This window comes from Microbacterium sp. zg-Y818 (assembly GCF_030246905.1).
In the GTDB taxonomy this organism is placed as follows: domain Bacteria; phylum Actinomycetota; class Actinomycetes; order Actinomycetales; family Microbacteriaceae; genus Microbacterium.
The window spans coordinates 1,149,334-1,163,631 of record NZ_CP126741.1 but is presented as its reverse complement, the minus strand read 5'-3'; the positions used below and the strand labels follow the sequence as shown (position 1 = coordinate 1,163,631).

At 70.5% G+C, this 14,298-nt stretch carries 14 protein-coding genes; 6 read left to right on the top strand and 8 right to left on the bottom strand.

What is annotated here, in order from left to right; translation table 11 throughout:
• Positions 1-44: 44 nt before the first annotated feature.
• A complete protein-coding gene (locus QNO21_RS05280) occupies positions 45-1,643 on the bottom strand; it encodes an ABC-F family ATP-binding cassette domain-containing protein (RefSeq protein ID WP_257518795.1) in 1,599 nt (532 codons plus the stop codon).
• A 169-nt stretch (positions 1,644-1,812) separates the two neighbouring features.
• Here QNO21_RS05280 and QNO21_RS05275 point away from each other — a divergent pair, with 169 nt between their 5' ends.
• From QNO21_RS05275 to QNO21_RS05250, 6 genes are read left to right on the top strand one after another with little or no spacing between them, the layout of a single operon-like run.
• On the top strand, positions 1,813-2,460 hold the full coding sequence (locus QNO21_RS05275; RefSeq protein WP_257518794.1) for a DedA family protein: 648 nt from the start codon (positions 1,813-1,815) through the stop codon (positions 2,458-2,460).
• A gap of 30 nt (positions 2,461-2,490) precedes the next feature.
• Positions 2,491-3,516 (top strand): iron-siderophore ABC transporter substrate-binding protein, encoded by a 1,026-nt coding sequence (locus tag QNO21_RS05270; RefSeq protein ID WP_257518793.1) that lies wholly within the window; start codon positions 2,491-2,493, stop codon positions 3,514-3,516.
• 5 nt (positions 3,517-3,521) lie between these two features.
• Positions 3,522-4,568: a FecCD family ABC transporter permease gene (locus QNO21_RS05265; protein ID WP_257518792.1), complete on the top strand. Its 1,047-nt coding sequence runs from the start codon at positions 3,522-3,524 to the stop codon at positions 4,566-4,568.
• Positions 4,565-5,623 carry a FecCD family ABC transporter permease gene (locus tag QNO21_RS05260; RefSeq protein WP_257518791.1) on the top strand — a complete coding sequence of 353 codons (1,059 nt, stop codon included), beginning with the start codon at positions 4,565-4,567 and terminating at the stop codon, positions 5,621-5,623. Before QNO21_RS05265 ends, QNO21_RS05260 begins: the two co-directional genes overlap by 4 nt.
• Positions 5,620-6,477 carry an ABC transporter ATP-binding protein gene (locus QNO21_RS05255; RefSeq protein ID WP_257515184.1) on the top strand — a complete coding sequence of 286 codons (858 nt, stop codon included), beginning with the start codon at positions 5,620-5,622 and terminating at the stop codon, positions 6,475-6,477. The genes QNO21_RS05260 and QNO21_RS05255 overlap by 4 nt, the downstream gene beginning before the upstream one ends.
• Positions 6,464-7,369 carry a siderophore-interacting protein gene (locus tag QNO21_RS05250; RefSeq protein WP_257518790.1) on the top strand — a complete coding sequence of 302 codons (906 nt, stop codon included), beginning with the start codon at positions 6,464-6,466 and terminating at the stop codon, positions 7,367-7,369. Before QNO21_RS05255 ends, QNO21_RS05250 begins: the two co-directional genes overlap by 14 nt.
• A gap of 16 nt (positions 7,370-7,385) precedes the next feature.
• Here QNO21_RS05250 and QNO21_RS05245 read toward each other — a convergent pair whose 3' ends face one another.
• From QNO21_RS05245 to sufB, 7 genes are all read right to left on the bottom strand, one after another.
• Complete coding sequence (locus QNO21_RS05245) at positions 7,386-8,750, bottom strand: MFS transporter (RefSeq protein WP_257518789.1); 1,365 nt, start codon at positions 8,748-8,750, stop codon at positions 7,386-7,388.
• Positions 8,747-9,907, bottom strand: a complete 1,161-nt coding sequence (locus QNO21_RS05240) for a MalY/PatB family protein (protein WP_257518788.1) — start codon at positions 9,905-9,907, stop codon at positions 8,747-8,749. Before QNO21_RS05240 ends, QNO21_RS05245 begins: the two co-directional genes overlap by 4 nt.
• Positions 9,908-10,039: 132 nt before the next feature.
• Complete coding sequence (locus QNO21_RS05235; RefSeq protein WP_257515188.1) at positions 10,040-10,369, bottom strand: metal-sulfur cluster assembly factor; 330 nt, start codon at positions 10,367-10,369, stop codon at positions 10,040-10,042.
• A gap of 9 nt (positions 10,370-10,378) precedes the next feature.
• Complete coding sequence (gene sufC, locus QNO21_RS05230) at positions 10,379-11,149, bottom strand: Fe-S cluster assembly ATPase SufC (protein ID WP_257515885.1); 771 nt, start codon at positions 11,147-11,149, stop codon at positions 10,379-10,381.
• Position 11,150: 1 nt separating this feature from the next.
• Positions 11,151-11,477, bottom strand: a complete 327-nt coding sequence (locus QNO21_RS05225) for a non-heme iron oxygenase ferredoxin subunit (RefSeq protein ID WP_257515886.1) — start codon at positions 11,475-11,477, stop codon at positions 11,151-11,153.
• Positions 11,474-12,667, bottom strand: a complete 1,194-nt coding sequence (sufD, locus tag QNO21_RS05220) for a Fe-S cluster assembly protein SufD (protein WP_257518787.1) — start codon at positions 12,665-12,667, stop codon at positions 11,474-11,476. The genes QNO21_RS05225 and sufD overlap by 4 nt, the downstream gene beginning before the upstream one ends.
• Positions 12,667-14,085, bottom strand: coding sequence for a Fe-S cluster assembly protein SufB (sufB, locus tag QNO21_RS05215; protein WP_257518786.1), 1,419 nt, complete (start codon positions 14,083-14,085; stop codon positions 12,667-12,669). Before sufB ends, sufD begins: the two co-directional genes overlap by 1 nt.
• Positions 14,086-14,298: the final 213 nt, after the last annotated feature.

Genomic DNA, 14,298 nt, shown 5'->3' with positions numbered 1-14,298 from the left:
ATCGAGGCTGGACCGAGGCGACAGGGCTGCCGTGGGCGGCGGGCTCAGGCGAGCGTGATGAGGTCGGCGTAGTCCCGACCCCAGATGTCCTCGACGCCGTCCGGCAGGATGAGCACGCGCTCCGGGTTGAGCGCGTGCACGGCGCCCTCGTCGTGCGAGACGAGCACGACGGCCCCCTCGTAGTGCGACAGGGCGTCGAGGATCTCCAGCCGTGACGCGGGGTCGAGGTTGTTGGTCGGCTCGTCCAGCAGCAGCATGTTGGCGCTGGAGACCACGAGCGTGGCGAGCGACAGTCGCGTCTTCTCGCCGCCTGAGAGCACCGCGGCGGGCTTGAGCACGTCGTCGCCGGTGAACAGGAAGGAACCCAGCACCTTGCGCGCCTCGGTCGCGGTGATGTCGGGGGCGGCGGACATCATGTTCTCCAGCACCGACCGCGTGACGTCGAGGTTCTCGTGTTCCTGGGCGTAATAGCCGATCTTCAGGCCGTGCCCGGGCTCGAGCTGCCCCGTGTCGGGCTTGTCGACGCCGGCGAGGATGCGCAGCAGGGTCGTCTTGCCGGCACCGTTCAGGCCCAGCACGACCACCTTCGATCCGCGGTCGATGGCGAGGTCGACGTCGGTGAAGATCTCCAGCGACCCGTAGGACTTCGACAGTCCGGATGCCATGAGCGGCGTCTTGCCGCAGGGTGCGGGCTTGGGAAAGCGCAGCTTGGCGACGCGGTCCTCCTGGCGCACGTCGTCAAGGCCCGCGAGCATCTTCTCGGCGCGGGCGACCATCTGGTGCGCGGCGGCGGCCTTGGAAGCCTTGGCACCGAACCGGGCGGCCTGCTGCTGCAGCACGGTGGCCTTCTTCTCGACGTTGGCGCGCTCCTTCTTGCGGCGCTCCTCGTCGGCCACCCGCTGGCGCAGGTAGTTCTTCCAGTTCATGTTGTAGACGTCGATGACCTGGCGGTTGGCGTCGAGGTAGAACACGCGGTTGACCGTCTCGCCGACGAGCTCCACGTCGTGGGAGATGACGATGAGACCGCCCTTGTAATTCTTGAGGAACTCCCGCAGCCACACGACGCTGTCGGCGTCGAGGTGGTTGGTCGGTTCGTCGAGGATCATCGTCTGCGCGTCGGAGAAGAGGATGCGCGCCAGCTCGATGCGGCGACGCTGTCCTCCCGAAAGCGTCTTCAGCGGCTGGTCGAGGATGCGGTCGGGCAGCGACAGGTTGTGGGCGATCGTCGCGGCTTCCGCCTCGGCCGTGTAACCGCCGAGAGCCTCGAAGCGCTCGGTGAGGTTGCCGTACCGCTTCATGGCCTTGGCCGCGGCATCCCCGTCATCCGAACCCATCGCCAGCGACGCCTCATGCATGCCGATCGCCAGCGAACCGAGTCCCCGCGCGTCGAGGATGCGAGTACGGGCGAGCATCTCGGGGTCGCCCGATCGCGGATCCTGCGGCAGGTAGCCGAGTTCCCCGGAGCGCTCGACCCGGCCGTCGGCGGGCAGCAGATCGCCGGCGAGCACCTTGGTGAGCGTGGTCTTTCCGGCGCCGTTGCGGCCGACGAGGCCGACCTTGTCGCCGTCGGAGACGCGGAAAGAGACGTCGGACATCAGCACGCGGGCGCCTACGCGGATCTCGAGGTCGTGCACGGCGAGCACAGCGAACGTCCGTTCTTCGTGGGGTGGTGGGGGTCGGCACAGGGCCAGCCCCCCAGTATACGTCGCGTGGCGGGCCTCGCCGTCCGACGGCCAAGACACCCCCACAGGATGACCGCCGTGCGACTCCCGACGGACGCCCCCGGCTCACCGGCTCCGTAGCGTCGCCGATGTGGAGATCATCAATGAGCTCATCCTGCAGGCCGTCGCCTCGCCGTGGCTCTATCCCGTCATGTTCGCCGTCGCCGCCTTGGACGGGTTCTTCCCGCCTGTGCCCAGCGAGACGCTGCTCGTGGCGGCTGCGGCCGTCGCGGCATCCGCCGGCGGACCCGACGTCGTGCTGCTGTGCGCCGCCGCCGCAGCGGGCGCGGTGGTCGGCGACAACCTCGCGTACCTGCTGGGCCGCACCGTCGGCACCCGCCGGTGGCGGTGGCTGCAGCGCCCCAGGGTCGCCGCCGCCTTCGCGTGGGCGCGCGGAACGCTCGAGAGACGTGGGGCGCTGCTCATCATCGGCGCGCGCTACATCCCCATCGGCAGGGTCGCGGTCAACATGTCCGCGGGCGCCGTGCGCTATCCCTGGCGTCGCTTTCTTCCGCTGAGCATCGTGGCGGCGGTGAGCTGGACCCTCTACAGCGCCGGGATCGGCCTGGTCGCCGGCCACTGGCTGGCCGACCAGCCCTTGCTGAGCGCGATCGCCGGGGTGCTCGTCGCGCTCCTCATCGGCCTCGTGGTGGACCGCGTCGCGGCGCGGCGACGCGCGGGTGCCGTGACGCCCGATATGGATGCTCAGGAGGAAAGAGGTAAAGTAAGCCTGTCCTAACAACGGGACTCCCGTACACCGGAGGTTTCAGTGCCCCGCACCCGTCTCGCCGTCGCCGCCCTCGCCGCGTCCGCGCTGCTCCTCTCGGGCTGCGCCGACACCGGCGCCGCCCCCGCCGAGGGCGCAGCGCCCAGCAGATCGGACGGCGCGTTCCCCGTCACCATCTCCCACGCACTGGGCGAGACCACGATCACCGAGAAGCCCGAGCGCGTCGCGACCGTCGCCTGGGCCAACCACGAGGTGCCGCTCGCCCTCGGCGTCGTGCCGGTGGGCATGAGCAAGGCGACGTGGGGCGACGACGACGGCGACGGCGTGCTGCCGTGGGTCGAGGAGCGCCTCGAGGAGCTCGACGCCGAGACCCCGGTGCTGTTCGACGAGACCGACGGCATCGACTTCGAGGCCGTCGCCGACACGCAGCCGGACGTCATCCTCGCCGCATACTCCGGACTCACCCAGGAGGAGTACGAGACGCTCTCGAAGATCGCGCCGGTCGTCGCCTACCCCGACGTGGAGTGGGCCACCTCCTACGAGGACATGATCCGCCTGAACTCCGCCGCCCTGGGCATGGCGGACGAAGGCGAGCAGCTCGTCACCGACCTCGAAGCCCAGACGCAGGAGGCGCTGGCCGCCCACCCGCAGCTGGCCGACGCGAAGGTGCTGTTCTCCTACCTCGACCCGTCCGACTTCAGCAGCATCGGGTTCTACACCAGCCACGACACCCGGCCCGGGTTCCTCGAAGGACTGGGCCTTCCGACGCCCGACGTCGTGGCCGAGGAGTCCGAGGGCACCGAGGCCTTCTACCTGACCGTCAGCTCCGAGCAGGCGGACCGCTTCGCCGACGTCGACGTCTTCGTCACCTACGGCTCGGCCGACGGCGCGATCATCGAGCAGCTGCAGTCCGACCCGCTGCTGTCGCAGATCCCGGCGGTGGCCGAGGGTCGCATCGCCATCCTCGAGGATGGCACTCCGCTCGCGGCATCCGCCAACCCGTCCCCCCTGTCGATCGGCTGGGGCATCGACGAGTACTTCGCCGTGCTCGCAGCTCCCCTGCAATAGCGAGCGTGAACGCCCTCCGCGCGCAGACACCTCTGCCGGATGCCGCCGTCGTGCGGCGTCCGGCGGTGGTGCGTCTGGCGTGGGTGGGCGCAGGCGTGGCGCTGCTGGTCCTGTTGTCGGCGGCCTCGGTCGCCTTCGGCGTGCGTGACGTCTCGCCCCTCGAGGTCTTCCAGGGGCTGACGGGCCAGACCGACGGGATCGCGCAGGCGGCCGTCGTCGCCCGCATCCCCCGCACGGTGCTGGCGCTCATCGTCGGCGCGGCGCTGGCGATGAGCGGTGCGACGATGCAGGCGGTCACGCGCAATCCTCTGGCCGACCCCGGGATCCTGGGGGTCTCCGGCGGCGCGAGCCTGGCGGTGGTGGTCGGCATCGCGTTCTTCGGCCTGTCGGCGCCGTACAGCGTCATGGCCGTCGCGATAGCCGGGGCCGCGGGAGCGGCGGTGTTCGTCTACGCCGTCGGCTCGCTCGGCCGCGGCGGTGCCACTCCCCTGAAGCTCACCCTCGCCGGGGCGGCGACCTCCGCCGCCTTCACCTCTCTCGTGAGCGCCGTGCTGCTGCCGCGACTGGACGTGATGGAGACGTTCCGCTTCTGGCAGATCGGCGGCGTGGGCGGTGCCACCTGGGATCGCATCATCGCGCTGTCGCCCGTGCTCGCCCTGGGGGCCGCCGTCTGCCTGATCAGTGCCCGCGGCATGAACTCCCTCGCGCTCGGCGACGAGCTGGCCGCCGGTCTCGGCGAGAACGTCGCCCGCACGCGGCTGATCGCCGCCGCGGGCGCGATCGTGCTCTGCGGCGCGGCGACGGCCATCGCCGGTCCCATCGCCTTCGTGGGGCTCGTGATCCCCCACCTCTGCCGCTTGCTCGTGGGCACCGACCACCGCTGGCTGCTGCCCGTCTCCGCCCTCGCGGGCGCGTCGCTGCTGGTGGCCGCCGACGTTGTGGGACGGGTCATCGCCCGGCCCTCCGAGCTCGAAGTCGGCATCCTCACCGCCGTCATCGGCGCCCCCGTCTTCATCTGGATCGTGCGACGCCAGCGGGTGAGAGAACTGTGAGCACCGCGACCATCACGGGATCAGCGATCACGCCGGCCGCAGAGGTTGCCGCCGGTCGGCGCGCGCGGCAGCGGCGGCGAGCGCTGCTCACCGCCGTGCTCGCCCTCGCCGTCGTGCTCGTGTACGCCCTCAGCCTGATGATCGGAAAGACCTTCTACTCCCCCGTCGAGGTGCTGCGCGTCATCGCGGGCGAGACGGTACCGGGTGCGTCGTTCACCGTCGGCGAGCTGCGGCTGCCGCGAGCGACGCTGGGGCTCGTCGCCGGCTTCGCGTTCGGGCTCGCCGGCGTCACCTTCCAGACGATCCTGCGCAACCCGCTCGCCTCGCCCGACATCATCGGCATCACCTCCGGCGCGAGTGCCGCCGCCGTGGTCGGCATCATCGTGCTGTCGCTGGACGGGACGGCCGTCTCGCTCCTCGCGCTCGGCGGCGCTCTGCTGACCGCCGCCGCCATCTATCTGCTCTCCAACCGAGGGGGCTTCGCCGGCACCCGGCTGATCCTCATCGGCATCGGCGTCGCGGCGATGCTCGACAGCGTCGTGACGTACGTGCTGTCGCGGGCCGCCGCCTGGGACCTGCAGACCGCCATGCAGTGGCTGACCGGAAGCCTCAACGGCGCGACGTGGTCCACCGTCCTGCCGCTGGTCGTGGCGTCCGCCGTGGTCGCACCGATCATGCTCGCCCAGGGCCGCAACCTCGGCGTCCTGCGCCTCGGTGACGACACCGCCGCCGCCCTGGGGGTGCACGTCGGCCGCACCCGGGTGATGCTCATCGTCGGCGCCGTCGTGCTGCTCGCCTTCGCCACCGCCGCCGCGGGGCCCATCGCGTTCGTGGCGTTCATGGCCGGCCCGATCGCGGCTCGGCTCGTCGGATCGGGCGGATCGCTGCTGGTGCCGGCGGCGCTCATCGGTGCGCTGCTGGTGCTCGTGGCCGACCTCATCGGCCAGTTCGCCTTCGACAACCGCTACCCCGTGGGCGTCGTCACCGGCGTCCTCGGTGCCCCGTACCTCATCTACCTCCTCATCAGGACCAACCGCTCGGGAGGCGCGCTGTGAGCACCGCCCACACCCTCACCACCGAATCGCTGACGCTCGGGTACGGCGACCGCACCGTCATCGAGGGCCTCGACCTCGAAGTTCCGCCCGGACGCATCACGGCGATCGTCGGAGCCAACGGGTGCGGCAAGTCGACGCTCCTGCGCGCTCTCGCCCGCCTCGTCGCCCCGCAGGCGGGTCAGGTGCTGCTCGACGGCCGGTCGCTGCGCAGCAGGCCGACCAGGGAGGTCGCCCGCACCCTGGGCCTGCTCCCCCAGAGCCCCGTCGCACCCGAGGGCATCGCGGTCGCGGACCTCGTCGGTCGCGGCCGCCACCCGCACCAGAAGCTGCTCGCGCGGTGGAGCGAGCGGGACTACGCCGTCGTGGCGCAGGCCCTGCACGACACCGGCACGACGGAACTGGCCGATCGCCCGGTCGACGAGCTCTCCGGTGGACAGCGTCAGCGGGTGTGGATCGCGATGGCCCTGGCCCAGGAGACCGATGTGCTGCTGCTGGACGAGCCGACGACGTTCCTCGACGTGTCGCACCAGATCGAGGTGCTCGACCTGCTCACCGATCTCAACCGCAACAACGGCACGACCATCGTGATGGTGCTGCACGACATCAACCTCGCCGCGCGCTATGCCGACCATGTCTTCGCCGTGCGCAGCGGCCAGGTCGTCGCCAGCGGCGCCCCCGCCGACGTCATCACCGCCGACCTCATCCGCGACGTCTTCGCCCTCGAAGCCCTCGTCGTCCCCGACCCCGTGTCCGGTTCGCCCCTCGTGCTGCCCCGCGGCCGCCACCACGTGCAATCTGCGCCGGGGCCGCGCGTCCCCCCGACCTCGTCCGGAGAACCCGATGGCACCCGCTGAGACTTCCCGCTTCTTCCGCGCACATGTCACGGCGATCACCGATCTGACGCCGAGCTTCCGCCGCTTCACGTTCGCCGGTGATGACCTCGCCGACTTCGGCGACCCCGGATACGACCAGCGCATCAAGATCGTGTTCCCCGCCGCCGAGGCCGGCCTCGACGCCATGCCCACCGACGACCAGTGGTACCTGCGATGGCGCGAGCTGCCGGAGGACGCCCGCCCGCCGTTTCGCACCTACACCACCCGCGCGGTGCGCAACGAGGCGGCCGAGGTCGATGTCGACATGGTCGCCCACGACGTGATCGGCCCCGCGTCGGAGTGGATCGCCCGCGCCGCCGTCGGCGACGAGGTGCTCATCTTCGCCCCCACCACCGCGCACCGGGGCGTGAGCTACGGCATCGACTTCGTGCCGCCCGCCCGCACCGACCACCTGCTGCTCGCGGGCGACGAGACCGCCGCTCCGGCGATCGCGACGATCCTGGAGCATCTTCCCCCCGACGCGCGCGGTGTCGTCGTCGTGGAGCTGCCTTGTGCGGCGGATGCCGCCTACCTCCCCCGCCACCCCGGGTTCGAATACCGCGTAGCCGGCCGGGACGACGCGCCGCGCAGCGCGCACCTGCTGGCCGAGGCCACCGACGCCGCCACGCACCTGGTCCCCGCCGGGCGGGGCGGCGACGTCGAGGAGGTCGACATCGACCACGGCATCCTGTGGGAGGTGCCCCGCACCGCCAAGGGCGGCGCCGCGCTCAAGAGCGCACCGCTGTACGCGTGGCTCGCCGGCGAGTCGGGGGCCATCAAGACGCTGCGCCGACGCCTGGTCGCCGAGCACGGCGTGGACCGCCGGGCGGTGGCGTTCATGGGCTACTGGCGGCTCGGGCGCGCCGAGAACTGACCCGCCCGTCGGCCCGTCAGACCCGGGTCTCCTCGTGGGCGTGCCCGAGCCGCAGACCCGGCACGAGGCTCGCCAGCGCCACCGCGACCCCCAGAGCGAACACGGCCGCGAACCCCGCGCCGGTCACGGCGAGCGCCGTGAAGACGAGCCCCATCGTCGCGATCACGACGGCGGATCCCACGGCATCCGAGATCGACAGGGCCGAAGAGTTGAACCCCTGGTTCTGCGGCGTCGAGTAGGCGAGCGTCAGCACGGTCAGGCGCGGGTACATCAACCCCATGCCGGCTCCCGCCAGGGACCAGATGGCGATGAGCAGGGCCGGATGCAGCTCCCACACCGCGGTGGCGAAGCCGGAGGCGATCGCGATGGCCAGCAGCGCGGTGCCGATCACGGTGATGCGCGCATTGCCGAGACGATCGCCCCACCGCCCCTGCACCGCTGCGGCGAGGGCCCACATCAGGGCTGCGGCGGTGAGACCGAGTCCTGCCCACACCGGTGAGAAGCCGTACTCGTCGATGAGGAGCTTCGGCACGTACACCTCCGCGCCGAAGAGGGCGCCGGCGATGAGGCCGCGCATCAGCACGACGCTGGGGAGCCCGCGGGCCGCGCGCAGGGTGCCAGCGGGCACCAGCGGGCGCACGGTGAGCACGAGCACGGCGATGGATGCCACGACGACCGCCGGCATCCACACGCCCGCGCTGCCGGCGAGGGTCAGCGCCAGCGCCCCTCCCGCGACGAACACCGCCCACAACAGCCGTGTGCCCACAGGCGTGCGATCTGGCTGCGATGTGCCCAGGTCTGTGCCCCTCAGCCGCAGCGACACCAGCGCGAAGGCGGCGAGGGTGAGGGCGGCGACGCCGAGGAACACCCATCGCCAGTGGAGGAACTCCGCCACGGCCCCCGCGAGCACCGGACCGACGAGGGAGGGGATCACCCACGCGGCGGAGAACGCCGCGAACACCCGGCCGTGCAGCCGGCCTGGGAAGACCCGCGCCACCACGACGTACAGCGCCACCGTCTGACCGCCGGTGCCGAGCCCTTGCAGCAGCCGGCCCGCGACGAGCACCTCCATGCTCGGGGCGAGCCCCGCCACCACGAGGCCGGCGGCGAACAGCACGACGGCGGCGGTGAGCGGACCCAGCGGGCTCGAGCGGTCGCACCAGGCGCCGGCGACCACCATGCCGATGACGCTCGTCGCGACCGTCGCCGAGAAGGCCGCCGCGTACAGTGCCTCACCGTCGAGGTCGGCGCTGACGACCGGCATGACCGTCGTCACGGCCAGAGCCTGGGTGGCGGCGAGGAAGATCATCGCGACGGCGCCGAGGGTCACCCACACGTAGCCTGCGGACCAGATGCCTGCCGCCGTCCGGGTGTCGCTCATGCGCGCGCGAGGGCGCCGATGCGTCCGATCGCCTCGCGCAGCACCTCCGGTGCGCAGCCGAAGTTGATGCGCACGTGGCCCGCGCCCTCTGCGCCGAACGCGGGGCCGTAGTGCAGGGCCACCTTCGCCTCGCGCAGGATGGTCGCCGCGGGGTTGTCCCCCCAGCCGAGATCGGTCAGATCGACCCATGCCAGGAACCCGGCGTCCGGCATCCGGTAGCGCGCAGCAGGCAGCTGCTCGGCGAGCAGGTCTGCCAGCAGTCGCCGGTTGTCGTCGAGGGCCGCCAGCAGCGAGGCGAGCCAGTCGTCGCTCTCCGGGGAGAAGGCCGCGACGTTCGCCAGCGCGCCGAAGATCCCGGTGCGCCATTCCACCTCGGCGGGCAGACCCGTCAGCACGGCGGCGGTCTCGTCGGACCCGGCGACCATCACGGCGCACTTCAGGCCCGCGAGGTTGTAGGTCTTGCTGGCGCTGGTGACGGCGAAGCCGCTGCGCGCCGCCGCCAATGAGGCGTCGAGGTACGGGGTGAAGGTCACCCCGGGCTGGGTGAGCGGGGCGTGGATCTCATCGCTGATGACGGTGACCCCGTAGCGCTCGGCGAGCTCGGCCAGCGCCGCGAGGTCGTCGCGGGCGTGGACGGTGCCGGTGGGATTGTGCGGATTGCACAGCAGCATCGCCGATGCCCCCGCGGCGAACGCCCTCTGCAGCCCGGAGAAGTCCAGTCGCCACGCGTCGCCGGTGTCGTGCAGCGGGACGCGGCGCACGACGCCGCCCGCCTCTTCGATGCAGTCGCCGAAGGGCGGGTACACCGGCGGCGTGATCACGACCCCGTCGCCCGGGGCGATGACGCGCCGCAGCAGTTCGACGACGCCCATCATGACGTCGCCCGTCGAACGCACCCGCTCCGGCGCCACATCCCAGCCCCACCGTCGCCGCGCGTACCCGGCGAACGCGTCGCGGATGCCGGGGTCGGGCGGCGTGTAGCCGGTATCCCCCGCTAGCACGGCGCGCTGCAGCACCTCGGTGATCGCCGGAGCCAGATCGAAGTCCAGCTCCGCCACGAACAGCGGCAGGACGTCATCGGGATAGGTGCGCCACTTCGTGCTGCTGCGTCGCCGCAGCTGCTCCAGCGGCGGAGCCTGGAGGGGGGTGGGTGTCACCGTTCCAGCTTGGCATGCCGCCGGCGCCCCCGGCGCGCGCGCCGGTCGTTGAGCGAGGACGCGCAGCGCCCGAGACGAAACGCGCAGGCATGCAAAGGGCCCGATGCCGTCTCACGGCATCGGGCCCTCACGTCAAATGGCGAAGCCGAGGGCGCGCATCATGTCGCGCCCATCGTCGGTGATGCGCTCGGGCCCCCACGGCGGCATCCACACCCAGTTGATGCGGAATCGATCGACGACCTGGTCGAGCGACTGTGCGGTCTGCTCTTCCAGCACGTCGGTGAGCGGGCAGCCCGCCGAGGTGAGCGTCATGTGGATCACGAGAGCGTCGTTCTCGTCATCCCACGCGAGGTCGTAGATGAGGCCGAGGTCGACGACGTTGATCCCGAGCTCCGGGTCCATGACGTCCTTGAGCGCCTCGATGACCTCTTCGTACTTCTCTGTGGTGAGCGTCGCGGTCATGACGCGATCCTACGCGCCCGCGTCGGCGACGGGCTCGAGGTAGCGGTCGTAGCCTTCGCTCTCGAGACGGTCGGCGAGCTCGGGGCCGCCCTCCTCCGCGATGCGTCCCGCGACCATGACGTGCACGAAGTCGGGGCGGATGTAGCGGAGGATGCGCGTGTAGTGGGTGATGAGCAGCACGCCGAGGCCGGTGTTCTCTTTGGCGCGGTTGACGCCCTCGGAGACGATCTTCAGCGCGTCGACGTCGAGGCCGGAGTCGGTCTCATCGAGCACCGCGAGCTTCGGCTTCAGCAGCTCGAGCTGCAGGATCTCGTGGCGCTTCTTCTCGCCGCCGGAGAAGCCCTCGTTGACGTTGCGCTGCGCGAACTTGGGGTCCATGCGCAGGTTCTTCATCGACTCCTTGACGTCCTTGGTCCAGGTGCGCAGGGCCGGCGCCTCGCCGTCGATGGCGGTCTTGGCCGTGCGCAGGAAGTTCGTCACGGTGACGCCGGGGATCTCGACCGGGTACTGCATCGCGAGGAACAGGCCGGCGCGTGCGCGCTCGTCCACGGACATCTCCAGCACGTCCTCGCCGTCCAGGGTGATGGAGCCGCCCGTGACGGTGTACTTCGGGTGGCCGGCGATCGTGTACGCGAGCGTGGACTTGCCCGAGCCGTTGGGGCCCATGATGGCGTGCGTCTCACCCGTGCGGATGGTCAGCGTCACGCCGTTGAGGATGGGGGTCGTTCCCTCATCGGTCTCGACCGTCACGTGCAGGTCGCGGATCTCGAGGACAGACATGTCAGACTTCCTTCTTCAGGTTCGGGTCGATGAGCACGTCGTCGCCGTCGATCTGGACGACGTAGACGGGGACGGGCTCGTAAGCGGGGAGGTTCAGGGGACGGCCGGTGAGCAGCGAGAAAGCCGAGCCGTGGGCCCAGCACTCCAGGGTCTCCCCCTCGACGAATCCCTCGGAGAGCGAGATGTCGCCGTGCGTGCAGGTGTCGCCGATGGCATGCACCTCGCCGTTGGAGTCCAGCACGAGGGCGATCGGCACGCCGTCGACCTCGACCCGGCGGGCGGAGTCCTGCTCCAGCTCGCTCAGCGCGCAGACGCGGGTGGCGGTCACTCCTGCGCCCCTGCGTCGAGCTCGGCGAGGATCGCCGCGGTGAGCTCCTCTTCGAGCGAGGGGATGCCGGTCTTCTGGATGATCTCGCCGAGGAATCCCACCACGACCAGGCGCCGTGCTTCGGCCTCGGCGATGCCGCGGGCCTGCAGGTAGAACAGCTGCTCGTCGTCGAAGCGGCCGGTGGCGCTGGCGTGGCCGGCGCCCTGGATGTCGCCCGTCTCGATCTCGAGGTTCGGGATGGACTCGGCGCGGGCGCCGTCGGTGAGCACCAGGTTGCGGTTGGCCTCGTACGAGTCGGTGCCGCTGGCATCCGCCCCGATGAGCACATCGCCGATCCAGACGCTGCGTGCGCTCTCGCCCTGCAGCGCGCCCTTGTAGAGCACGTCGCCCTTGGTGTGCGGGCCCTTGTGGTGCATGTACACCTGGCTCTCGAGGTGCTGCCCTGCGTCCGAGAACGAGACGCCGTAGAGCTTGCATTCGGAGCCTGCTCCGGCGAGCTCGACCGACGGGTTCACGCGCACGACGCCGCCGCCGAGGCTGACCACGACGTGGGTGAGGGTCGCGTCGCGGTCCACGCGCGCCTGGTGGGATGCCACGTGCACGGCATCGCCGTCCCAGCGCTGCACCGTCACGAGGTTCAGCCGGGCGCCGTCGCGCACGATGATCTCGACGTTCTGCGCGTACTGCGCGGACCCGGAGTGGTAGAGCAGCACAGTGGCAGCCGAGTTCGGCATGGCCTCGACGATGATGTGGGCGTTGCCGTGGGCGCGCGCGTCGCGGCCGACGAGGTCCACGCGCAGCAGCCCCTCGTGCTCCTCGTTCGCCGGAATGCGCAGGTGCAGCGCGTCGGGGCTCTGCTTCCATGCGATGGCGGCGGCGACGTCCTCGGGGCGGAACACCTCGCCGCGGACGGCCGCGTCGTGGCCGAGCGACGGGACGCGCAGGGTCTCGGGCACGTCGAAGCGGTACTCGACGGCCTCAGAGGCGCTGGTGTCCTCGTCGACGAGCACCGCGCCGAGGCGGGCGATCGGGGTGTGCTTCCAGTTGACCTCACGGCCGGTGGGAGCGCCGAAGTCGGCAGGGTCGAACGAGGTGGGTCGCTCGGAGCGGGTCTGCACCGGAACGAACGCGGCGGCAGGGTCGATGTGACCCTCCGCGGCGGCAGCGGGGGCCTGGGTGACAGTGGTCATCAGCCGACGGATCCTTCCATGCCCATCTCGATGAGCTTGTTCAGCTCGAGGGCGTACTCCATGGGCAGCTCGCGGGCGATGGGCTCGATGAACCCACGGACGATCATCGCCATCGCCTCGTCCTCGGGCATGCCGCGTGACTGCAGATAGAACAGCTGCTCTTCGCTGACCTTCGACACCGTCGCCTCGTGGCCCAGCTGCACGTCGTCCACGCGGATGTCGATCGCGGGATACGTGTCGGACCGCGACTTGGTGTCCACGAGCAGGGCGTCGCAGCGCACGGTGTTGGCGGAGTGATGCGCGTTGGCATCCACCCGCACCTCGCCGCGGTAGCCGGCACGACCGCCACCGCGGGCGATCGACTTCGAGATGATCGACGACTGCGTGTACGGCGCCATGTGGATCATCTTCGCGCCGGCGTCCTGGTGCTGACCGGGACCGGCGAAGGCGACCGACAGGGTCTCGCCCTTGGCGTGCTCGCCGACCAGGAAGATCGAGGGGTACTTCATCGTCACCTTGGAGCCGATGTTGCCGTCGACCCACTCCATGGTCGCGCCCTCGTGGGCCACGGCGCGCTTGGTGACGAGGTTGTAGACGTTCGTCGACCAGTTCTGGATCGTGGTGTAGCGCACGCGTGCGTTCTTCTTCACGATGATCTCGACCACCGCGGAGTGCAGCGAGTCGGACTGGTAGATCGGGGCGGTGCAACCCTCGATGTAGTGCACGTAGGAGCCCTCGTCCGCGATGATCAGCGTGCGCTCGAACTGGCCCATGTTCTCGGTGTTGATGCGGAAGTACGCCTGCAGCGGGATGTCCACGTGCACGCCCTTGGGGACGTAGACGAACGAGCCTCCCGACCAGACGGCCGTGTTCAGCGCAGCGAACTTGTTGTCCCCGGAGGGGATGACGCTGCCGAAGTACTCCTCGAAGAACTCGGGGTGCTCGCGCAGGGCGGTGTCGGTGTCCATGAAGATGACGCCCTGGTCCTCCAGCTCCTTCTGGATCTGGTGGTAGACGACCTCGGACTCGTACTGCGCGGCGACGCCCGAGACCAGGCGCGCACGCTCCGCCTCGGGGATGCCGAGTCGCTCGTACGTGTTCTTGATGTCCTCCGGCAGGTCTTCCCAGGTCTGGGCCTGCTTCTCGGTGGAGCGCACGAAGTACTTGATGTTGTCGAAGTCGATGTCGCTGAGATCGGCGCCCCAGGTGGGCATCGGCTTGCGCTCGAACAGCTGCAGCGCCTTCAGGCGGGTCTTGAGCATCCACTCGGGCTCGGCCTTGAGCGCCGAGATGTCGCGGACGACGGCTTCGCTGAGGCCTCGCTTCGCGGTGGCGCCGGCGGCATCGGGGTCGTGCCAGCCGAACTCGTACACCCCCAGCGATTCAAGCTCGGGACGGTCGATGAGCACATCCGACATGACGATTCCTCCTCTGGGCCGCAAACGGTGTCATCCGTCCCGGCATTCCCGTCCCCCCGTGGAGTTCCGAGGGGGTGATGCCGCTTCCGGGCCCGCTTAATCGGCGCGCAATCGCGCCTAGACTGTGAGGGATGGCCGGCGCTCACGCGCGGCATCCCACCCCATGAGTCTACAGGTTGCGCCGGTATCCCGGCGTGGCTCCGCGCACCGCCC